Consider the following 22,510-nt stretch of genomic DNA (forward strand, 5'->3'; position numbering starts at 1 on the left):
GTTATATCGTAAGCAGTAGTAGCTTGTGACAACGTGTCTTAACATTTTCCTCACAGTTTCAGAAATGATTCAAATCTAATTTATAGCACCATAGGTGTTATTCAGATACGGAGGGAAGAGAAGCTTGGAAGCGGTAGATGGAGCTATTAACAATGCAGAGATTAATAAATTTGTTCTAAGAGAGATGGAAAAAAGTGTGGCGCTTATACGGTTTGATCTCCAACGCCGTGTTACGTATGTCAATGAGATTTTTGCCAGTACGATGGGTTATAAGGCAGAAGAAATGTACGGAATGCTGCATCAGCAGTTTTGTTTCTATGAATTTGTGAATAGCCCTGAGTATGAGCAGTTCTGGCAAAGTATTTTAGAAGGGAGAAGCTTTCAGGATAAAATAGAACGCAAGGATGCCAAAGGCAATGTCGTATGGCTAGAAGCTACCTACATGCCCATTTATGATGAGCTGAACCAGAACATCATTGCAGTGACCAAGATTGCGACGAACATTACGAATCGCCAAAACCATATAAGCGCGGTAGTCGATGAATTAAAGGTAATGTCGGCTCATTTGAATCAACGTGCTGAAATGGGAATTGAGCGTAGCAAGGAGCTGCTGTCCAGCATCTCCTTAATAGCCGGAGTTTCCGCCAACAATACTGCCACGCTGGCAGATTTGCAGGAACAGGCTCAGTCTATACAGGGCGTTGTGCAAACGATCCGGGATATCGCCTCACAGACGCAGCTGCTTGCGCTTAATGCAGCTATTGAAGCTGCACATGCGGGCGATTATGGCCGGGGGTTCGACGTAGTAGCCAAAGAAGTGAAAAAGCTGTCTGTGATGGTAACCAATTCGATTACGGAAATAAGAGACAGTATCCAAGGCATTACGAAGGAGATCGGAAATATTTCGAAAGGAACCAAGGAAATTCAAGAGCATGTCGGGCAAAGCCAAAGGCAAACTAAAGTGGCGATGGATGACTTCGCCAGTGTAATGTCTTCTGCGAAGCAGTTGGATTCAAAAGCGGAGCATGTCATTCAATTACTTTAGAGCAGATGGACTGTTTCAAATGAAACGAGCAAAGAGAGCCGCAGAAATGCGGCTTTTTTGTGTTGTTCTATGGTGCTAACTATGCCTTTAACAGCATTGGCGCGATAAAGTCAAGAAACACATTGGCAGGATGCCGTTCCTTTTTACGCTTATCGTCAGTGGTGACGACAACGATCTTCAGCGATGGAATGATGTAAATGAATTGTCCCCCATAACCTCTGGCGTAATAGTAGTGGATCGCTGGCGTAGTGGAGGAGTCCAACTGTTGCATCGCGTTGTCCTCACGGTATGTATGTGTCCACCAATGCCATGCGTAAAAGCCGAAGTTTGGCGGATTTGCAGGGATGGCGGGTTGTACGGAACGATGAACTCGTTCTGGGGAAATAAGCTGCTGCTGTTCCCAGCGTCCTTCCTGCAGGTAGAGCTGTCCAAATTTGAGCATGTCGGAAGGGCGCATTCGCATGCCATATCCTCCTGTATGAATGCCTTGCGGATCGGCCTCCCAAGTGTAGTCATCAATACCCAGCGGGCCGAAAAGCTCCTCTTCAGCAAAGCGGGCAGTTGTTTTGCCGCTAGCTTGCACTAGAATGGCCGATAGCAGCTGAGAATCGCCGGAGCTGTACTCCATCCGGGTTCCTGGAGCTTCAGCTAACGGCTGCTCCAATACAAAATCGACCCAATGGCTTGAACGCGTCATACGCGGAAATGACTTTTGTCCGCCGAACTCAGTCCATGAGAATCCAGACGTCATCGTTAAGAGATGCTCGATCGTAATTTCCCGTTTCCGGGCATCAGGGTCATTCAGCAGCTGAGGGAAGAACTGAGTAATTAGAGTGTCTGCTTCCGGGAGTATCCCTTTATCCATTGCAATGCAAATAAGGGCCGACAGAATGCTTTTTGTGCAAGAGTTCACTTTGGCCGTTTGATTCGCAATCTGTTGATTGCGATAGTACTCATACACCATGTGGCCGTCTCGGCTGATTAAGCAGCTCCTTAGATCCACAGGCTCTATGGCAGATGTTAGTTGAGAAAAGTTCATGGTATTCATTCTTCCTTTATTGTAGTTAGGCTCTTCAAGAAGAGCAGTCCGATTGTTAGTAAATAAGGCAGGTTACGTTAATGTGAATAGTAGCATAAAACCGAAATGAAAATAAAGGAGATTCCCTCTGCATTACGAATAGAAGTATAAACATGAGTAGAGGGAGTCAGTGATTAGAGCATGAATGAACTTATTAATGAAACCGTCATACAGCTTGCGGAAAAGCTGCAATTGCCGGAACGAATATTTAACACAGATGAATTGCCATGGGTACCGTTCACAGAAAATCATTCCTGTTACTTTAAACCGCTGCGTTTCGATCTTAACACAGGAACATGGATTTATTTGTTCAAAATAAAGAGTAATCAGGTGTTGGGCAAACATAGGCATACAGGCGGGTCCGTTATTGGTTTTAATATTCAAGGGCGCTGGAAATATGAGGGGCGTGACTGGATTGCGGGGCCAGGCACCTTCGTGTTTGAACCGCCTGGTGATATTCATACGCTAGTAACAGAGGACGAAGAAGTGGTGACGCTCTTCATATTAAGCGGAGCTCTTCAATACTTTGATGAAGACAACAGAATCACGGGGCAAGATGATATTTATACCGTGTTACATAAGTATAGGGAGTTTTGTAAACAGAATGGAATAGAATGGCGGGAAGACTTGATTTATTGAAGTTGGCCGAAAATATAGCCTAGACCGCGGCAGCACTTGTGTGCTTTCGAGTTAAGTTTGCTGGGCTGCAGCAAGTCAAAATGTAAAAGTGCAGGTTGTTCGCCGCTTTTTCGATGATTTACGGCTTCAAAATGCAAATGTGCATTTTGATTGGCCGAATAGGCCTCTAAAGCGTGAAATCGAGCGATTTCAAATGCACTTTTACATTTTGAAGGCTATTTTGGGCGATTTTCGGCTAATCAGCCTGCACTTTTGCATTTTGTTACACATCGCATCGCAGGTCAGTCAGCGTCAAGAAGTTTGTATGAGGTAGTTGAATCATCCATCGGGACGATGGAAGTCTGTCTTTAGCTGGCTTGATTGTGGGAAAAAGCACTTAATAATATGGGCAAGCACGCGCAAAGGTTCCTCCTTATACGGTAGAGTGGCACCGGAGGAGGAGTGTAGCTTATCCCGAACAGCCCAAGAAAGGGCAATGCACGTATCCGCGCATTGCCCTTTCTTAATTCGTCTATTTCGAAGCCGTTCTATTCCGCTCAATGAGGATCGTCAAGCTGACCAGCGTAACGAATATGGTAGCTCCCATATCCGACAGAATGGCAATCCATAGGGTGAGCCAGCCGGGAATCGTCAGCAGAAGCGCAATAATTTTCAAGCCAAGCGATACGATGATATTGAATCGAATGACCCGATTAACGCGTTTGGCGAGAGAGATCGCACCTGGAAGTTTGCCTAAATGGTCCTGCATTAATACAATATCCGCTGTCTCGATCGCGCTGTCAGTACCTTTACCCATCGCAATGCCAAGCTGGGCGGTAGCCAGTGCAGGAGCGTCGTTGATGCCGTCACCTATCATGGCAACAATACCTTTGGAAGAGAGCTCTTTTACCCGATTTACTTTATCCTCCGGCAATAATCCCCCATAGTAATCCGAGACACCGACTGCAGCTGCAACTTTCTCAGCGGTCTTCTGATGATCTCCTGTCAGCATTACTGTGTTCTTGATTCCCAGCTTGTGAAGAGCTGCAATGACAGCGCGGCTTTCCTTGCGAATCTCGTCCGAGATGCCGAACATACCGAGTACTTGTTGTTCATCTGCTACAAGAACAATGGTTAGCCCGTCTTCCTTCAGCTGTTTAATCCGTTCTTGAATGGTTGAAGGTATACTTATATGCTCAATGCTTTTTTCGTTGCCTAACCAGTAAGACTGACCATTGATCAGGGCTTTAATGCCGCTTCCTGTAAGGGTCTGGATTTCCTCGGTTTCGAAGATCGACAGGTCTCTTCGGTCAATTTCTTTCATAATCGCTTTGGCTAACGGGTGAGAGGAAGATTTTTCAATTGCACCCGCAACTTGCAGAAAACGATCTTCGTCATAAATATCAAGCTGCTCGACATGGGGTTCACCCTTAGTTAAAGTGCCGGTTTTGTCAAAAGCAAGCGTATCGATTTTGCCCAATTGCTCTAAGAACACGCCGCCTTTAACCAGTATTCCGTTTCTTGCAGTGCGCGTGATCCCTGAAACAATCGCAATCGGGGAAGAAAGGATTAAAGCGCATGGGCAGCCGACAATGAGCACGGACAATCCTTGATACAGCCAAGTTTTCCAATCTCCTTGAAGGAAGAGCGGAGGGACGATCATCACTAAAGCTGCAATAATCATAATGAGCGGCGTATAGTACTTCGCAAATTTATTGATAAACAGCTCCGTTGGCGTCTTCGTTTCCTGAGCTTCTTGCACCAGATGGAGAATTTTTGCTAGGGACGAGTCGCTGTAAGCTTTCTCAATCCGAATGATAAGCAGTCCTTCGTTATTGATGCTTCCGCCGAAGACAGGCTCTCCGGACTCTTTCTCAACCGGAAGCGACTCGCCAGTAATCGCTGCTTCATTAACGGAGCTTTTCCCTTCGGTAATGATGCCATCGGAAGGAATCTTTTCTCCGGGCTTGATTTTGACAAGGTCGCCGACCCGCAAGGAAGAAATAGGAACGATGATTTCTTGATCATTTACGATTTTTAAAGCTTCTTTCGGAGCAACTTGCAGTAAAGCTTCCATCGAGCGACGGGCTTTCTCCATGCCGAAGCCTTCCAGCAATTCATTCAGTCCAAATAAAATGGCGACTAGGGTAGCTTCCTTCCATTCTCCGATGGCTACGGCTCCGATTAAGGCAATGGTCATTAGCGTGTCGATATTGAATTTAAGCTTAATTAGATTTTTCAAGCCGCGGAAGAAAGTCGTGTAGCCGCTAATAACGGTGGCCAATAAATAAAGGGTGATGAGAAACGGCTTATCGAGTACGCCGTCTAGTAATAGGGCAGCTCCATACAATACTCCGGATGCAATGAGCAATTTCAGCATTTTATGATTGCCGTCTGCATGACTGTGATCATGATCGCCGTGTTCGTGGCCATGTTCATGGTCATGATCTCCGTCTGTATGTTGATGGTGATGAGAGGAAGAATGGGCTTCCGATTGAAGAGAATTAGCGATGTACGCCCCGTCGGATTTCAAAATGCGATGGACGTCCTTCATGGAAATGTCCGGGTTAACCGTCAATTTGCCTGAATTATAACTGAGCGTGGCACCGTCCCCATGATCTAATTGCTTAATTTCATCTTCGATTCTTTGGGCGCAGCCGGCACAAGAGAGACCTTTAATGCGATATTCATTCATGGGAAAACCTCTTTTCAAACATTATATGAGCACTTGATCATATGATATGCGAGTAACCGGAATATGTCAAACTTTTATCTTAGTCACATTAAACGCCGGATGGACGGAATGCGTTCGTTTATCGGTTCCCTTATTTTAACCAGAAGAGGGAAAATGATTAACATTAACAGTTAGTCTGTTAAACGGATTAGATGATGAGGTCGTGCATATATTCAAATAAGTTGCAAATCACGATGAATGTGTAACTTGTTTTGGGAAAGTTGATGAGCTCGAGTATAATCAAATTCTGGAAGACTGATGGTTGAAAGGAGAGAAGAAAGGAGCAGCAGAGCAGGAGGGAACCGCATTTGTTGAACGCAAGTAGCAACTATTCATATTCTTATTCATAATTAGCTGTGACCGAAAGGAATGATATAGATGGCAAAATTACAAGGTTCAGGCAAAGCAGTCGTTATCGGGGCAGGAATTGCCGGGCTATTGGCGGCACGGGTATTATCCGATTTTTACAAGGAAGTTGTGATCGTTGAAAGAGATACATTGCCGGCTGAACCGGTTAATCGGGTTGGCGTACCGCAATCGTATCACCCGCATCGGGTGCTGCCGCGCGGCGATATGATTTTGGGGCGTTATTTTCCCGGTTATATCGCGGATATGTTGGAGATGGGCGCAGATCCGTCAGATGAAGAATCGGTAATCCTTGCCAACCGCTACGGCAGTTTCCCTATACAGCCGCCCAAAAACACGGCTTCGAGCAGCAGACCTTTGCTGGAATGGGTTATTCGTCAACGTGTGCAGCGGGTAGCCAATATTCATTTCCTTTGTAACACAGAGGTAACAGGGTTAATCACTACCGATAATGGGGACACGGTTACAGGCATATATACCAAAGAACGCAATGAACAAAAAACAGAGGGCTCGGTAACAGCCGATATGGTTGTGGATACAGCCGGACGCTCCTCGAAAACGGCTAATTGGCTCGAAGCTCTTGGTTATCAGATTCCAGAACCGGAAGTATTGAAGGTTTCTTTAGGATATAGCACACGTTATTATAAAATTCCTGAATCTTTACATAAAGAGTGGCGATCCATCTTATCGGATGCAGATCCCGACAATGGCATTTGCTCAAGCTATCTTTTCCGTATCGAAAACAATATTGCCGGATCTCTGCTGTTCAGTGCTGGTGATGAGCCATACCCTCCAACTGATAGTGAAGCGCATCAGGAAGGACTGAGACATTTAGCGGCAGCCGGGGTAGCTGATATTACAAGCCGACTGGAGCCGATTCAGGCGCCAAGGGGTTATCGTGTCAAGGAGTCGGTTCGTCATCATTTTGAACGGATGGACAATTGGCCGGCAGGGCTGCTTGTGGTTGGAGACGCTTTTTGCAGCTTTGATCCGATTTACGGGCAAGGGATGACTGTAGCAGCGATTGAAGCGGAGACTATCGGCAAGTGCTTAGAAGAACAGCGCAGCAATCCTCAGCCTCAGTTTGAACGGCGTGTGCTTGAGCGGATGCAGCGGGCGGTAGAGCCTGCCTGGTGGCTGAGCTCCATATCGGATTTACGCTGGAAAGGCGTCGAGCATTCCGGTACGGATACATTGAAGGGTGTTGCGTTTGTTCATAAGTATATCGACCTATATACGAAAAAGGCCACTAAACTTGCAGTCGAAAACAACTTTTCGATGTATGGAGCCATGTTCATGATGAATTCGTTAGTACTGCCGCCTCGTGAATTTTTTAATGCAAAGGTGCTGGCTGTGCTGCTTAACGATGACGGCTCCGATGAAGAGCTGAAGCTTCGGGCCGAGCTCGGAGAATCGGATCCGCAGAAGTTCCAAGCCAGAATAGATGAGCTTATCCCGTCCTTTGAAGGTGCCTATGATCTGTTGAATCTGGCGGCAGTGACGAATGCGGGAGGAGGCTTCGGGTCATAGTATAGTCTGTAGCTGCCATTCGAGCGAATGGCAGCTTTTGTTTCCGTGTAGCATCGAACAAGGCCGAAAAACAAGGGATACGGCGAAGGAGCAAATCCATATTCCGGATGAAGCTCAGGACAGGTTTAAAAAAAGGGTTGACGACTCTGAAAACGTTTTGATATATTTTGATTATCCAATCAGCAGTCGTTGGACATTACAGAGAAGAGGGGGAGAACGTTCTGGCTGTCAATATTAAGGATGTCGCAGAGAAAGCCGGCGTTTCCATCTCAACCGTGTCCAGAGTGCTTAACAACGGGAAGTACGTGAAGCAGGAAGTGAGATTGGCTGTTCAACAAGCGATAAAGGATCTTAACTTCGTGCCCAACAGTATCGCCCGCAGTTTGGTTCGCAAGAAGACGAATCTGATTGGCGTCATTGCATCTGATATTTCAACCAGCTTTTTCTCCTCCACGCTCAGTTATATTGAAGAAGCGGCAAGCCAGAATCGTTATAACATTCTTGTCGGCAACATCAAAGATAATCTGGACAAGGAATTGAAGTATTTGCATGTGTTTAAGGAAATGCAGGTAGACGGCATCATCGTTATGCACGAGAAGATGAACAAGCATATCGAGCGTTTTCTTCAAACTCTGACGACGCCAGCTGTGTTCTGCAGCGCCAAGCCGAGGTCAACGGTGGACTGCCCTTCGGTCAACATTGACGATATGCAGGCATCGTATGATACGGTTAAGCATCTGATTGCCTTGGGGCACCGGCAAATCGCTTTCATCGGAGGAGACACGAAAGAGATTTCGACTGGCCGGCATCGTTACGACGGTTACTTGAAAGCACTTGTAGAATCGGGAATCTCCGTTAATCCGGAATGGGTCCGGTTCGGCAATTTCAAGATGAAGGACGGATATGACATTATGCAATCCTTTCTTCAAGGCGAGCAATTGCCTACGGTTGTCTTTGCAGTCAGTGACGATATGGCAGTGGGAGCGCTCAATTGCATTGTAGACCATGGACTGAAAGTGCCGGATGACATATCGGTTGTCGGCTTCGACGACTCCAGCATTACGGAAACCGTTCGTCCGAAGCTAACCTCGCTGCATCAGCCGATTCAGCAAATCGGGCAGATGAGCGTCGATATATTGATCAAGATGATTGAAGGAAGCTCGCCCGGCGTTAAGGAAGTTGTGCTTAGCCACAAACTGGTCGAAAGAGACAGCTTGAGAAGCTTGCTGTAATGGTTCAAGCTTTTCTTTTGCCCAAGTCTGATAACGTTGCCAGAATTGTATCATAATAAATGACAGTATACCTTTCTTTTAAGTCTGGTAACGTTCTCAGATAAGATTACAATTGAAGCGTGGAGGTCATCAATTTGAAAGCTGAAAAACCATACGATGTGCTGCTCCTCGGGGCAGGGAACATTGATATTGTCGTTAGCGGCTGCAATGCCATTCCAGATGCCGGTCAGGAGATCCGGGTTCCGAATATTTCTTTCCACATCGGAGGCGGAACGGCGCTTAGCGGACTCGGCATGGCCAAGCTGGGCATGCGCCCGGTCATTACCGGAATTGTTGGCGATGATTATTGCGGAAGGTTCATTATTGATGAGCTCAATCGCAATGGAGTAGCTACAGATATTGCGTTTAGTCAGAAGCAAAGTACAGGCATAAGCGTTGCATTTAACCCGGAGACGGACCGCTCCTTTGTCACTTATGACGGCACCGTTACGGAGTTTACGCTGAATGACGTGCAAGAGCAGCTGTTCACGAAGGTCCGGCATGTTCATATAACCGGCTATAACGGACGTTCTAATCACGAAGAATATTTGTCCTTTGTGACCAAGGCCAAGCAATCAGGCCTTACGGTATCGATGGATGTAGGCTGGGACGAGACGGGTGAATGGTATGAAGGCATCTTCGATATTATTCCGTTCGTCGATGTGTTTTTTGCAAATGAACTAGAGGCGATCCATTATTCACGCCAATCCGATGTCCAAGCTGCCCTTTCCGTTTTCGCTAAACATACGCCTTCAGCCGTCATCAAGCTTGGAGAGGGGGGAGTAATCGCAGAACGTAACGGGAAAATGATGCATCATCCTTCATTCCAAGTAACGGTTGTGGACACAACAGGCGCAGGCGATTCATTCAATGCCGGCTATCTCTACGGCTATTTGAAGGGAGATGACTTGGAAAATTGCTTGCTATACGGCACAGCCTGCGGCTCGCTTTCCGTTACAAAGCGCGGAGGCAGCGCGGGGTCTCCGGATTTAGCTGAACTAACCGCATTTCTGTCGGACCATTCGCCGCGAGAAGCTGTCACTTTATTGTCTTAATTTTATAGCCAAATTATGAGGAGGAATTACAAATGAAATTGGTACTAATCGGAGGCGCGGGTGTTCGCGCAGTATTTTTCACAAAAAGCTTAACGATGCTGGCTAAAGATATTGGCATTACAAAATTCGTGATGTATGACGTTAATCGTGAGAAGCTGGAAATTATCGGGAAGCTTTGCAAGCATGTCGTGAAGGAAAGCGGCCTGAACATGGAGCTGGAATTCAGCGACAATATTGAGGAAGCCTTGGTTGGAGCGGACTATGTCATTACGACGATTCGCGTCGGCAATGACCGTTCCCGCGTCATCGACGAGCAAATTGCTTTGAAGCATGGCGTTATCGGCCAAGAAACGACTGGCCCTGGCGGTTTCTCGATGGCAATTCGTACGATTCCTGTACTGCTCGACTACTGTGAGAAAATTAAGCGCATCGCTCCAAATGCATGGGTATTCAACTTCACGAATCCATCCGGACTCGTATCCCAAGCGCTTCATACAGCCGGCTATGACCGCGTTATCGGCATTTGTGATACGCCAAGCTCGACGAAGATCCGTATTGCTGAAGCGCTCGGTGCAAATCCGGACGAGCTGTACGTTGAGTTTGTCGGTCTGAACCATCTCTCGTGGATTACAAGCATCGTGCAGGACGGCAAAGAATTGCTGCCTGAGCTCGTATCAGACAAAGCGTTCATCGCGAAGGTTGGCGAATTCAAAATGTTCGATCCGGAGCTGATCGATACGCTCAAGTTACTGCCGAACGAATACCTGTACTACTACTACAACCGTGAGCAGGCTGTTGAGAACATCATGAAGAATGGCGATACACGCGCCAAATTCGTTGAAGCGAACAATGCGGAGATGCTGCGTGTGCTTGGAGAGATGGACATCGATGCTGATCCGGAAGCAGCGCTTCAAACCTACTTGCGGTTTATGCATAAACGCGAGTCCTCCTACATGGCGATCGAGACGAGCAAAGGGCCTATCGAACAGCCAGCCGAGGATGAGAAGCTCGAAATGCCGAACACGCTAGGTTATGCAGGCGTCATGCTGGACTTCGCACGGGCGATGAATCAAGGCATTGAGAAGCATATCGTACTGAACATCCCGGCAGGCGACCAGGTTGAAGGCTTCGACAAAAACGACGTGCTGGAGATTACATGTCGGATGACGGCACAAGGCGCTGTTCCAGTTACACCGAAAAAGCTGCCTGAGCATGCTTATCAGCTGATGAAAAATGTGAAGCTGTTCGAAAGCTACACGGTAGAAGCCGTACTGAACAAATCGAAGGATGCTGCAATCAGGGCATTGATGGTTCACCCGCTTGTCAACTCGTACTCCATGGCGAAAAGCCTTGTTAACGATTATCTCGAAGCATACGCAGACATTCTTGGAGAATGGAACTAAGACAATTTCCTGGAGCAGGAGGCCGCTGCATGAATGTAAAAGGAATTGGAATCAGTCTGAATGCAGATATGGTAAATGGCGATCTTGACACGCTGGAGCGCCATCTCGGTTACATCGCTGAGGCGGGATGCGACTACGCGGAGCTGATATTGCACGGACTTGATGTCGTAATCGGCGGTCAGGTGCATCCGAAGCGTCTGGCCCGGGTGCGTGAAGTGCTGGACAAATTCGAGCTGAATTACACGATGCATCTGCCTTATGAATTGAACTTGATGTCTTGGTCGAAAGGCCGGGATTACGAGATCGTCTTCGAAGCGGGAATCGAGCTGTCCAAAGCGATTGGCGCCGATACGATCATTTATCACAGCTCCTTCGCCCAGTTGACGGATCACAACTTGGAGCAGCATTATTTTCCGAAATATGGCCGTATGAAGCGGGAAGAGTTATTCAAGCTGCTGCTGGATGAGGACGTGGCAATGCTGCGGAGACTGGGCCTTATCGCCAAGGATGCCGGGATTTCCATCGGGGTCGAGAACAATATCTGGTATGATATGAAAAATGATTATACTTATGGCGTTCATCCGCAGACGGTAGCCGAGCATATTCGCAAGGTTGGACTAGACAATGTCGGCATCACGCTCGATATCGGTCATTGTTATTTAACCTCTATCGCATACGGTTATGATTTCAAAGAGGCGATTGAATCTGTACTGCCTTATACAAAGCACTTGCATGTGCATGACAATTTCGGCAAGCTGTATGACGCCAAGGCTTATATGAGCAATTTGCCTTATGGCTACGGCGATTTGCATTTGCCTGTCGGCTGGGGTTCGATTCCTTATACGGAAGTGTTCCAGTGGCTGGCTGCTTATGAAGGTATCGTCAACATGGAGATTGAATTTCGATTATATCCTCATTTTAAGGAATCGGTCGATGAAATGAGGGAGCTTTTAGCCGGGAGATAACTGTAATTATAGGATTCGGGAGCTGACGCTGCATGAGCGTCAGCTCCTTTTTTATTATAGGGTCACAGTCGCAGCACGCCAGGAGAGAATGGGGTGGACTTTCCCCTTAGGGGAAGGTGTATAGTGAGAGATAGCAAAGGATTGGGGCGATAATCCAACTGTTCCGGTAAAAGGATAAAGAATGGAGATGACGGCTTGCTGTCTATTGGAGAGTTCTCGAAAATCTGCGGCGTGTCCACCAAGACGCTCCGATACTACGATGAAATTGGCTTAATACATCCAGAAGAAATTAATACAGACAACGGATACCGCTACTACTCAATCAACCAGTTGGAGAAGATGCTGTGGATTAACAGGCTGAAGTCTTATCATTTTTCACTGGAGGAGATCGGAGTCATCCTGAATTGGGAAGCCGATCAATTCGAAGCCAATATGTATAGCGCGCTTAATCGCAAGCGGAGAGGGCTTCAGGAGATGCTGGATGCAGCAGCCTACACCGTTAAGCAAATAAGCCTCGATATCGCTAATGTCGAAAAGGGCATCCCGATTATGTCCTATCTTCAGCAGATCGAGGTGCAGCTTGTAGAAACGGAGCCGATGAATTTGCTCTCGATCCGTCAAAAGCTTAGCAGCGACGATTATGCAGAGGGGTATGGCGTTTATTTCAGCAGGCTGCATGAAAAGATTGCGACGGGAAAATTGACGCTGCAGGGCAGTCCCATGACGATTTATCACAGCCCGGAATATAATCCGGCCGGCAATGATACCGAGTTTGCAATCCCGATTGCTGAGGCTGTTACAGGAACGCGGGATATGCCGGGAGGCCTCTGCGCCAAATCGGTGTTAAAGGGCTCCTACACGCAATTGACTTCGGTATATGCGAAGCTCAGGGAATGGATTGAGCGGGAAGGATATGTGCTGCAGAAATCGCCATATGAGCGCTATCTCTCCGATCCGCACTGTACGCTCCCCGAGGACAGAGTTACTGAGGTGTATTTTCCCGTGAAGAAACAATAGCTTGGCGTTTATAGCGAACAAAGAGGAGGAAGTTCAATGAACCGAAATTTTGAAGCCGCTGCTGCTAAGGGAGTAAATGTTGAAAAGCTTTCATCGCTTGATTCCGTTATTAAATCCGGCTACAGCACTATAAATGGCATCGTTGCTGCCAGAAATGGATCTATTGTTTACGAGAACTATTACAACGGCTTTGGCCCGGATACAGCGCAGCATGTGGCATCGGTCACTAAAAGTATCATGTCCGCGCTCATTGGCATTGCAATCGATAACAAGTATATAGAGAGTATCGATGCGAAGGTGCTCGATTTTTTTCCAGAATATGTTCCAAATGCCGATGCAGGAGTGAAGCGGGAAGTAACGATCCGGCATCTGCTTACGATGACAGCTCCTTATGCCTTTGAGAATTGGCGTGAGCCGCTCGATCAAATGTGCATGAGCCCAGACTGGACTCGTTATGCGCTAGATATTATGGGTCTTAACGGCACACTGGGAGCCTTCAAATACTCAACTGCAGGGGCGCATCTGCTATCCGCAATCATTACCCGGGCAACGGGCAAAAGCGCTCGTGAGTTTGCGAATGAACGATTATTCGGAGCCGTTGGGATGCGGGAAATTCCGGATGAGCCTGTTACGTCATTCGGTTTCGATCAATTGTTTGGGAGTGAGGTGAAAGGTTGGGTTAACGACCCTCACAATCATTCGGCAGGCGGCTGGGGGCTGACGTTAACTCCACGGGATATGGCGCTTTTTGGCCAGCTCTATTTGAACTGCGGTGAATGGAAAGGTCAGACGATTATTTCGAGGAGCTGGATTGACGAATCGACGGCCTTAAATGCCAATCAATACGGATACATGTGGTGGGTGCGCGAAGAGAATGGCATGCTTGCCTATTCAGCTATGGGCGACGGCGGCAATGTCATTTGCTGCGTGCCGGATAAAGCGCTTGTCGTAGCGATTGCGTCGGGATTTCTCCCTAACGCACCCGACAGATGGCCATTAATTCGAGATTGGATTATTCCGGCTGTTGCGCAATAACGATTGTAGCTCCTTGAAGTTATTAAAGCTGTTTATAAAGTCATATACCATATAATGGTATGCTGGCCGGCTTGTCATTCAGAATTCTTGTGCTGATAAATAATGAATCAGAAGGCCTATGCATAGCGCATGGGCCTTTTCAAATAGGAAAAACCGAACATTCCATAGAGAAGTCCTTCAAATCGACACAAAAAGGTCGCCTTGTGGTCAGATTTCTCACTATTCACCAGCAGGTAAATAGCTTATAATTATTTGATGACAGTTTCATCTACAAATGAATAGTAAGACATGATTACTGAAACCAATAAGGTGTGTGACTAGGTTGCGCCTTGGCTTGGAGAGGCCTAAGCAGGAGCGACTGGATGCTTTCTGCAAATTTTAGGGTATAAGGATGGTAATAATGAGCAGCAGAGAAACGAAAACAGACGTCATCTTAATTGGTGCCGGAATTATGAGTGCAACATTAGGGACACTTCTGAAGGAATTGGCACCAGAATGGGAAATTAAAGTGTTCGAGAAGCTTGAGAGCGCAGGAGAAGAAAGCTCGAACGAATGGAACAATGCAGGAACAGGGCACGCGGCATTATGCGAGCTTAACTACACGGTTGAGAAGCCGGACGGCTCGGTAGATATTAGCAAAGCGATTCAGATTAATGAGCAATTCCAGCTTTCCATGCAGTTCTGGTCTTATCTCGTCAACAGCAAGCTGATCCGTAATCCGCAAGACTTTATTATGGCACTGCCTCATATGAGTATGGTACTAGGTGAGAAGAATGTAGATTTCTTGAAAAAGCGTTTCGAAGCGATGACCGATAATCCATTGTTTCAAGGCATGGAGTTTTCCGATGATCCTAAAAAATTGATGGAATGGATCCCCCTTATTATAAAAGATCGTCAATCGAATGAACCGATAGCAGCAACCAAAATCGACACGGGGACAGATGTCAATTTTGGTGCTTTAACGCGCATTCTATTCGATCACCTGAAGAAGAAAAATGTTGAAATTCATTATAACCACTCCGTTCAGAATATGAAGCGTGCCAGCGACGGCTCGTGGGATTTGAAGGTACGCAATGCTAGCGGCAATGTTGAGCACCATCAAGCGAAGTTTGTCTTTATCGGCGGCGGCGGCGGAAGCCTGCATTTGCTGCAAAAGTCGGGTATTCCTGAAGGGAAGCACATTGGCGGATTCCCGGTCAGTGGTATCTTCATGGTGTGCAACAACCCGGAAGTTGTCGCGCAGCATCATGCTAAAGTGTACGGCAAAGCTAAAGTTGGGGCGCCTCCAATGTCGGTTCCGCATCTGGACACCCGCTTTATCGAAAATAAAAAATCGCTGCTGTTCGGGCCGTTTGCAGGCTTCTCTCCAAAATTCCTGAAAACCGGCTCCATGTTCGATTTGATCACTTCGGTAAAACCGGATAACCTGGTTACGATGCTGTCGGCTGGCGCAAAAAACATGTCGCTGACGAAATATCTGATCGAACAAGTGCTGCTGTCGAAAGAAAAACGGATGGAAGAGCTGCGTGAGTTCATTCCGAATGCCCGGATCGAGGACTGGGATCTGGTCGTAGCCGGCCAGCGCGTACAGGTTATTAAAGATACGCCAGCCGGCAAAGGGACCTTGCAATTCGGTACCGAGGTTATCACTGCAGCGGATGGCTCGATTGCAGCATTGCTCGGCGCATCTCCTGGTGCTTCGACTGCGGTACACGTTATGCTTGAGGTGATCAGCAAATGCTTCCCGCAGCACAGCAAAGAGTGGGAGCCGAAGATTAAAGAAATGATTCCTTCTCATGGCGTATCGCTCATGAAAAATCCGGAGCTGCTGCGTGAGGTTCATGCTTCCACGTCAGCGGCGCTTGGCCTAAGTGAGAAAGAGCGCGTATACAGCTAGTTATTCAAATAAGCATACAGCAATTATAGATGCTGCTTCATGCAGAGAGAGAACGCGATGTCATTACAGCATCGCGTTTTTTTTGCATATAATGTAGGCTCCTTAAGTGTAAAGGGGGATGGATAGCTCTGAAGCGGCTTCGTACTATCGGCATGCTGGCAGTCTTCACGACGTATGTTCTGCTTATGATTATCTTTGTGTCCAAAGGAACGTTAACGACCCGGTCCAGTGTGCTGTTGACTGCTGCATCCGTCTTGATCGTCGGCATTCTATACGGCATACCGAAGCTGTACATTGTTATTTACCGTAAGCTGTATGACGAACTAAGACGAATGATGAAGTAGCTGGATGCGACTAATTCTTCTCTATACACGTCTGACCGCTACAAATCCGCAACAAAATGTAAAAGTACATTTTGATAAGCCACAAATGGCCCAAAACCACACTCAAACTGCAAAAGTGCATTTGAAATCTCTCTATTTCACGCTAAAGGAGCTTTTTAAGCCAATCAAACTGCACATTTGCATTTTGACGTAAAAAATCTACTAATAAATGGATTTCGACATGCAGTTTTACATTTTGTTTGAGTAGGATTCTGAGGCTCTTTCCGTTTTGCAGGGTTTTATGGTAGAGAGGATGAGCGGAGCGTTTTGAGTTCAGGATGACATTTTGAAGATTCGATCCATTTTTCATCGTGTAAGCGATGTGGCGATGGAATCAAGAACGGCAGCATGAACCAAAACGCGCAGCGAATCCTTTTCTAGTTAGAATGAGTATATAGTGCTCATACCAAATGTAACTATTTTCCTTCTGCTGCGTATCAACATAAGGTGAACCTAATTCCATCAGCGTGCCGACCTATAATCCATATCTATCTTAACGGAAATGATTGAGAGTTAAGACTTCGTTAACGGGCACGTAAGACTGGGATGTTAAAATGAGGAAGACAAATAAAGAGAGGAAGTGAAGGGATTTTGAAGAAAAGAATCATTTGGTCGCTTGCAACAGCCTTGGCGTTTGCGCCTATTTTGCCGACCGCGGCGATGGCTGCCACACAGGAAGTTGTAGCACCGCTATCTATTGAGAAGTTTGCCGCTGAGAAAGCCGCTCTTCTGACTGAGCAGTATGGTACGACGAGCGTACAGTACGCCTTAATCGACAATGGCAAAATCAAGGTATCGGGTCATGCCGGATTGAATGACAAAGCGGGGAAGGTACCCTTAACAAACAATACGGTGTATGGCATCGGTTCGACAAGCAAGATGTTTACAGCCGCAGCAGTTATGAAGCTGGTCGACCAAGGGAAGATTGATCTCGATACGCCCGTCGTCCAGTATGTAACAGACTTCAAGATGAAGGACGAGCGTTATAAGAAGATAACGCCGCGTATGCTTCTAAATCATTCATCGGGTCTGCAAGGTTCGACTCTGGGCAACGGTTTTCTGTTCAATGATCCAGATACCTATGTACATGATACGCTGCTCCAGCAGTTGTCTACACAGAAGTTAAAAGCGGATCCAGGCGCGTTTTCGGTTTATTGCAACGATGGATTTACGCTATCAGAGATTCTGGTAGAGAGAGTCAGCAACATGTCTTTCACTGCATTTATTGATCAATATTTCGCCAAGCCGCTCGGTATGGACAATACGTTGACACCGCAAGGTGCACTTGATGCCCATTCCTTCGCAGCGCTGTACTCTCCTTTCTATGCGGGACAGCTTCCTACGGAAACAACCAATGCGATTGGAACGGGCGGAGTTTTTTCTACAGCGGATGATTTGGTGAAATTCTCTCAAATTTTCACGGGGCAGCGGAAAGATATTTTGTCCGAGAAATCTGCAAAGGCAATGGAGCAAGAGGAGTACAAAAAAGGATTATGGTCCGCAGATGCAGATAGTTCCATTGACTATGGATTGGGCTGGGATAGTGTAAGATTGTATCCGTTCAACGATTACGGGATAAAGGCTCTCGTTAAAGGCGGAGACACAACCCTGTACCATTCTTCGCTCGTGGTGCTTCCAGAACATAATATGGCGGTAGCTGTCGTCACTTCAGGCGGAAGCAGCTCCCTGAATCAGTTGTTTGCAACACAACTGCTGCTTCAATCCTTGAAAGACAAGGGTGCTGTTAAAGAGATTCAGCCGGATAAATCATTCGGAAAACCAACGAAGGCGGATATGCCGAAGGATATAGCAGCGTTCGCAGGCTATTACAACACAATGCTGGATCAGTGGAAAGTAGAAATCAAAGATGGTGAACTTAATTTACTAGGACAAAAATTTATTTACACCGCAGATGGTTCTTTTGTCGATGAAGAGGGCGTTAATAAAATTCGGTTCGTCAAAGAAAGCAACGGACGTACTTATCTGTGGATGGGTCAATACATTTCGGTACCCGGATTGGGACAACTCGCATTTTCTCAGTATAACGGAGAGAAAGCTGAGCCTGCAGCACTTAGCAAAGAAATAGCAGATGCATGGGCACAAAGAGAAGGAAAGCTGTACTTTGCTGTCAATGAGAAATACAGTTCTGTCGCTTATATGAACCTGCTGGCAGCTCCTATTTCCATAAAAACCAGTGCAGAAGGCTATTTGTTCAATATGAAAATAACGGGTCCAAACACGGCGGAAAATCAACATCAAATTCCTGCAGTTGCAGGCCGGGATACAGCAGAAGTGACATTCTTTAAAGAAGCTGGGATCGAGTACTTCGAGATAAGAGGCGGATTATATGTAAGCCAGGATGGAGTCAAGCCGCTCTATACAGGTAAAACATCAGTCGCTACGATACAAGCAAACGGCCATGCAAGATGGTTCTCCATTCCAGCAAACGCAGCTGGCAAGAAATTAAAAGTTGCGATGCCTGAAAAAGGCGGTTTTATGGTGTACGATGAGAATGGCACTCTGATTAATAACACAGTCATCAGCGGCAAAAATGAAGTCGTGCTTCCTAAAAACGGATTTATCGTATTTGCCGGAAATGCCGGTTCGTCCTTCGGAATTTCACTTTCCAAATAGCACTCATAAAACTTATTAAAGAGAAGCCAGCTGCGGCAGCTGGCTTCTTTTCTATTTATTACAGACAAGCCGATTAGGATTGGTTGATCTCCAAACACCTGTTATAATAAATAGTGATGCTTATTTTGCGCGGTGCACCGTTATCGTACATATTAGAAAATAAATGGGTGATTCTTTAGGCGGAGTCTTAACGACAGCTGTAAGATCAGATAGGAGATTATACAATTATGGCTAAAGCAAAAGTACCAAAACGACCAACACGTGACGAATTTGTATTAGAGGAATTAGGAAACCAGCTTTCTGAAGCATTTCAAGAGGAATCGGTCATTGTGCTGTCCGTCTGGGGCAGAGAAGAACCTGTTCAAGGATATATTTCGAAGATGGATTCCAGAACCGGCAGGGTTCATGTAGAAACAGAAGAAGGAACCGATAAAGTGCCATTCATGGATATTATGAGCGTCAATTATCCAAGATATTAGAACTAGTTAAGTTTGGACTGTGTATGAATTGAAAAATGGAATCATTTCATTCATGATATTTGGAATGAGCAGTAGAATAAAGCTCTTCTGGCATTGTCCAGAAGAGCTTTATTCTATTTTGTATACGTATTAAGAAATTCATTTGCTGCATGTTGTGAGATTTGCGAACCCAAACTGCCGGGAGCCGCATCAAAAAAGTGGTCGTTATAAGGAATAGAGACAAATTCATAAGGGACATTATTTAATTTGAGCAAATTCGCAAAGGCCGCTTGACCGTTATATGGTAAAAGGTGATCGTTTTGGCCAACGAGTAAAAGTGTAGGCGGTGTATGGATTGAAATATGCTCTCCAATATTGATAGCATGATAGGCTTCCGGTTTTTCCAGAGGCGAGCCTCCTATATAGGCACCGAGAAACGTTTCACCATTCATCCCAAAGAAATGAGTACCCTCATTCCAGATCGTGGTCATATCCTGAGCGGGGTATACAGCTATGACTGCCTTTGGATCATAGAGCTTTCCAGGTTCATAAGCGGTCAAGGTGCCATCGTTTATCCCATAAGCGACCTGCAGGGCTAAGCTCCCGCCTGCCGATGACCCGGCAATAAGCAGTTTGTCCATATCGACTCCATAATCTTTCGCATGCTGGCCGATCCATACAATCGCTGTAGCGATATCCGGAGCAGCCTTATCCCATGTCACATAGCCGGGGGAGGCTAGTCGATAATCGACATCAAAAACGACGTATCCGCGGTCCAGATAAAATTTCGTCCATGAGGGCGATTGATTGCGTGTGCCCGATACAAAACCGCCGCCATGAATTAATACGACAGGAGTTCGGTCATTGGTTATGGAATCGATTGGCATCGAAATGTCCATAAATAAATCTTTATCGTCTACTGTTGTGTAACGGATTGACTTACTCAAATCTGGTTTGCCCATGTCAATTTGAATTTTCAGAGTGTTTGCCCAAGATATAGGAACATCATTCTGATGAGCAACTTGAAGTATACTCAGTATGGGTATTATGAAACCAACTACACAGACTAACGAACAGACCATAGCAATTAAACCTTGACATTTTCCTCTGAGTTTTACTATCCATATCGAAAGTAAAGCAACCATGACGGCCGCTAAAACCAAGTGGATAGAAAAAAGTGACATAGAGATTGTACCGAGCTCTCCGATATAAGGTATGCTTGGGAAATGTATACCTAGAAGAAGCAGGAGAAGAAGAAATAGAAGTGAATAAACAAATCCTGGGAATATTTTTCTTTTCCAATTGTAGTTCGATTTCGGAATGCTGTTCATACGATTACCCCTTTCAGAATCGGTTATACAAAAATGATCTGCTTTATTTATAATCGTATATGTATAACGGAACAAGAGTTAAACATTTGAATAACGTCAGATAGTCTACAATTAGGGGCGGAGTGTAGCGAAATGTCAAAAAGAAAAGAGGATCTTAGATCCATTCGAACCAAAACTCATTTAAGCAAAGCACTATTAACTTTAATAGATGAAAATAAGCACAAATTTGAAGCGATAACGGTGAACATGATATGCGAAGAAGCTATGGTTCACAGAACCACCTTTTACAAATATTTCGAGGATAAATATCACCTGCTTAATTGCTGTGTGGAGAACATGCAACAAAAATTTGAGCAATATACATCAGTTGAACATCTGGTTAAACCGTTCCAATGTATGATTGGTGCTTGGGATTATAAGTTTGCTTTGACCATCCTTGAATGCCTTGAATCTTCAAAATATTTTAAGATTTCTTTTGAAAATCGCATGAAGGATATGCTGTACAATGATTTATGCTTGATGGAGGAAAACGGTACAAGCCTTCCTATTCCCAAGGAAATTTTAGTGCAAATAGTAGGAAATGCAATATCGGGGCTTGCTGCTTGGTGGATAAAAAACAATAATCAAAAAATAACAGCAGAAGCAATGGATGGATACTATAAAGCAGTAATTAACACATCTCTATTTGAAAGATGAAATCAAGACGGAAGGCTCTCTACGTGAGGCCTTCTTTTTTTATTATTCTGACTCAACTATCTGAAAACGAGATGGCAGACATCTTAACTGCGTATTATGCAAGATGGCAGTATGCATTATATGATGAGTTCACGGCAACCGCCGATGGATGAATAACCGCTAAAGCTTTGAAATGAAGCGGGTATCGTCTTAATCAAATATAAACTATCTGCGGATAGTAAATAAGGAGACTGAGTAAAATGACTTTTCAGCATAAAGTGGCAGTGATTACAGGTGGAAGCAGCGGCATTGGGAAATCAGCAGCTATAGACTGGGTGAAACGGGGAGGAAATGCCGTCATCAATGGCCGTCGTGAACATGCGTTGGTAGAGGCAGCAAAAGAAATCGATCCGACAGGTGAACATGTCGCTTATGTTGCTGGCGACATCTCCAATCCTCAAGTCGCAGAAAGCTTGATCCAAGAGGCACTCGCACGGTTTGGCCGTATCGATACCCTTATCAACAATGCGGGTATTTTCATCTCCAAACCTTTTACCGAATACACGATTGAAGATTTCGAATCCGTGCTCTCCATTAATGTAGCCGGATTTTTCCGCATTACTCAATTGGCAATAATCGAGATGCTCAAGACGGGTTCCGGTCACATCGTGAATATTACGGCAAGCGGAGTTGCTGAACAGCCTATCAAAGCCGTGCCGGCTGTATTAGCTGCATTAACCAAAGGCGGTTTGGCGGCGGCAACGAAATCGTTGGCGATTGAATATGCGGACAAAGGCATTCGGGTGAACGCTGTTGCCCCTGGTATTATCAAGACGCCAATGCATGGGGTTGAAACCCATGACTTCTTGAGTAAATTACATCCAGTGGGCCGGATGGGCGAGGTTCAGCATATTGTTGATGCCATTAATTATCTGGAAGCTGCTCCGTTCGTAACCGGAGACATCCTTCATGTTGATGGAGGTCAAAGCGCCGGCCAGTGGTAAGAGAATGAGCC

Annotated in this window: 18 protein-coding genes; 15 read left to right on the forward strand and 3 right to left on the reverse strand. The window is 45.9% G+C overall.

Translation table 11 applies throughout. The features are described from left to right. The first annotated feature begins 124 nt into the window (after positions 1 to 124). A complete protein-coding gene (locus ACFVVF_RS02355) occupies positions 125 to 1,045 on the forward strand; it encodes a methyl-accepting chemotaxis protein (RefSeq protein WP_387805026.1) in 921 nt (306 codons plus the stop codon). A 79-nt stretch (positions 1,046 to 1,124) separates the two neighbouring features. Here the strand turns inward: ACFVVF_RS02355 and ACFVVF_RS02360 are convergent, their stop codons facing one another. Next, positions 1,125 to 2,093 (reverse strand): serine hydrolase domain-containing protein, encoded by a 969-nt coding sequence (locus ACFVVF_RS02360; RefSeq protein ID WP_387805028.1) that lies wholly within the window; start codon positions 2,091 to 2,093, stop codon positions 1,125 to 1,127. A gap of 171 nt (positions 2,094 to 2,264) precedes the next feature. On the opposite strand from ACFVVF_RS02360, the gene ACFVVF_RS02365 reads away from it, so the two are divergent. Further along, positions 2,265 to 2,762: a 2,4'-dihydroxyacetophenone dioxygenase family protein gene (locus tag ACFVVF_RS02365; RefSeq protein WP_387805030.1), complete on the forward strand. Its 498-nt coding sequence runs from the start codon at positions 2,265 to 2,267 to the stop codon at positions 2,760 to 2,762. 511 nt (positions 2,763 to 3,273) lie between these two features. On the opposite strand, the gene ACFVVF_RS02370 is transcribed toward ACFVVF_RS02365, so the two are convergent. Then, positions 3,274 to 5,436, reverse strand: a complete 2,163-nt coding sequence (locus tag ACFVVF_RS02370; RefSeq protein WP_387805032.1) for a heavy metal translocating P-type ATPase — start codon at positions 5,434 to 5,436, stop codon at positions 3,274 to 3,276. Positions 5,437 to 5,853: 417 nt separating this feature from the next. Here ACFVVF_RS02370 and ACFVVF_RS02375 point away from each other — a divergent pair, with 417 nt between their 5' ends. The 11 genes from ACFVVF_RS02375 to ACFVVF_RS02425 all read left to right on the forward strand — a co-directional run bounded on the left by ACFVVF_RS02375 (position 5,854) and on the right by ACFVVF_RS02425 (position 19,510). Beyond that, entirely contained in the window at positions 5,854 to 7,371 is a 1,518-nt protein-coding gene (locus ACFVVF_RS02375) for an NAD(P)/FAD-dependent oxidoreductase (protein ID WP_387805034.1), read from the forward strand. Positions 7,372 to 7,538: 167 nt separating this feature from the next. Then, positions 7,539 to 8,603, forward strand: coding sequence for a LacI family DNA-binding transcriptional regulator (locus tag ACFVVF_RS02380; RefSeq protein ID WP_387805036.1), 1,065 nt, complete (start codon positions 7,539 to 7,541; stop codon positions 8,601 to 8,603). A gap of 134 nt (positions 8,604 to 8,737) precedes the next feature. Then, positions 8,738 to 9,697, forward strand: a complete 960-nt coding sequence (locus ACFVVF_RS02385) for a carbohydrate kinase family protein (protein WP_387805038.1) — start codon at positions 8,738 to 8,740, stop codon at positions 9,695 to 9,697. Positions 9,698 to 9,729: 32 nt separating this feature from the next. Then, positions 9,730 to 11,100, forward strand: a complete 1,371-nt coding sequence (locus ACFVVF_RS02390; protein ID WP_387805040.1) for a family 4 glycosyl hydrolase — start codon at positions 9,730 to 9,732, stop codon at positions 11,098 to 11,100. A 29-nt stretch (positions 11,101 to 11,129) separates the two neighbouring features. Beyond that, the gene (locus ACFVVF_RS02395) at positions 11,130 to 12,065 is read left to right on the forward strand and encodes a sugar phosphate isomerase/epimerase family protein (RefSeq protein WP_387805042.1); all 936 of its coding nucleotides are present in this window, start codon (positions 11,130 to 11,132) and stop codon (positions 12,063 to 12,065) included. Between the two features lie 195 nt (positions 12,066 to 12,260). Continuing rightward, on the forward strand, positions 12,261 to 13,082 hold the full coding sequence (locus ACFVVF_RS02400) for a MerR family transcriptional regulator (RefSeq protein WP_387805043.1): 822 nt from the start codon (positions 12,261 to 12,263) through the stop codon (positions 13,080 to 13,082). 36 nt (positions 13,083 to 13,118) lie between these two features. Continuing rightward, positions 13,119 to 14,117 carry a serine hydrolase domain-containing protein gene (locus tag ACFVVF_RS02405; RefSeq protein WP_387805045.1) on the forward strand — a complete coding sequence of 333 codons (999 nt, stop codon included), beginning with the start codon at positions 13,119 to 13,121 and terminating at the stop codon, positions 14,115 to 14,117. A 400-nt stretch (positions 14,118 to 14,517) separates the two neighbouring features. After that, positions 14,518 to 16,014 carry a malate:quinone oxidoreductase gene (locus tag ACFVVF_RS02410; RefSeq protein WP_387805047.1) on the forward strand — a complete coding sequence of 499 codons (1,497 nt, stop codon included), beginning with the start codon at positions 14,518 to 14,520 and terminating at the stop codon, positions 16,012 to 16,014. Between the two features lie 152 nt (positions 16,015 to 16,166). Next, entirely contained in the window at positions 16,167 to 16,358 is a 192-nt protein-coding gene (locus ACFVVF_RS02415) for a hypothetical protein (protein WP_387805048.1), read from the forward strand. 630 nt (positions 16,359 to 16,988) lie between these two features. Beyond that, on the forward strand, positions 16,989 to 19,031 hold the full coding sequence (locus ACFVVF_RS02420) for a serine hydrolase domain-containing protein (protein WP_387805050.1): 2,043 nt from the start codon (positions 16,989 to 16,991) through the stop codon (positions 19,029 to 19,031). A gap of 227 nt (positions 19,032 to 19,258) precedes the next feature. Continuing rightward, on the forward strand, positions 19,259 to 19,510 hold the full coding sequence (locus tag ACFVVF_RS02425; protein WP_387805052.1) for a YolD-like family protein: 252 nt from the start codon (positions 19,259 to 19,261) through the stop codon (positions 19,508 to 19,510). A gap of 113 nt (positions 19,511 to 19,623) precedes the next feature. On the opposite strand, the gene ACFVVF_RS02430 is transcribed toward ACFVVF_RS02425, so the two are convergent. Next, positions 19,624 to 20,820 (reverse strand): alpha/beta hydrolase, encoded by a 1,197-nt coding sequence (locus tag ACFVVF_RS02430; protein ID WP_387805054.1) that lies wholly within the window; start codon positions 20,818 to 20,820, stop codon positions 19,624 to 19,626. A 132-nt stretch (positions 20,821 to 20,952) separates the two neighbouring features. Between ACFVVF_RS02430 and ACFVVF_RS02435 the strand changes: the two genes are divergently transcribed. Further along, positions 20,953 to 21,516 carry a TetR/AcrR family transcriptional regulator gene (locus tag ACFVVF_RS02435; RefSeq protein WP_387805055.1) on the forward strand — a complete coding sequence of 188 codons (564 nt, stop codon included), beginning with the start codon at positions 20,953 to 20,955 and terminating at the stop codon, positions 21,514 to 21,516. 239 nt (positions 21,517 to 21,755) lie between these two features. Continuing rightward, positions 21,756 to 22,499 carry an SDR family NAD(P)-dependent oxidoreductase gene (locus tag ACFVVF_RS02440; RefSeq protein WP_387805057.1) on the forward strand — a complete coding sequence of 248 codons (744 nt, stop codon included), beginning with the start codon at positions 21,756 to 21,758 and terminating at the stop codon, positions 22,497 to 22,499. Positions 22,500 to 22,510 lie beyond the last annotated feature (11 nt).

This window comes from Paenibacillus sp. NPDC058174 (assembly GCF_042883865.1).
Taxonomy (GTDB): Bacteria; Bacillota; Bacilli; order Paenibacillales; family Paenibacillaceae; genus Pristimantibacillus.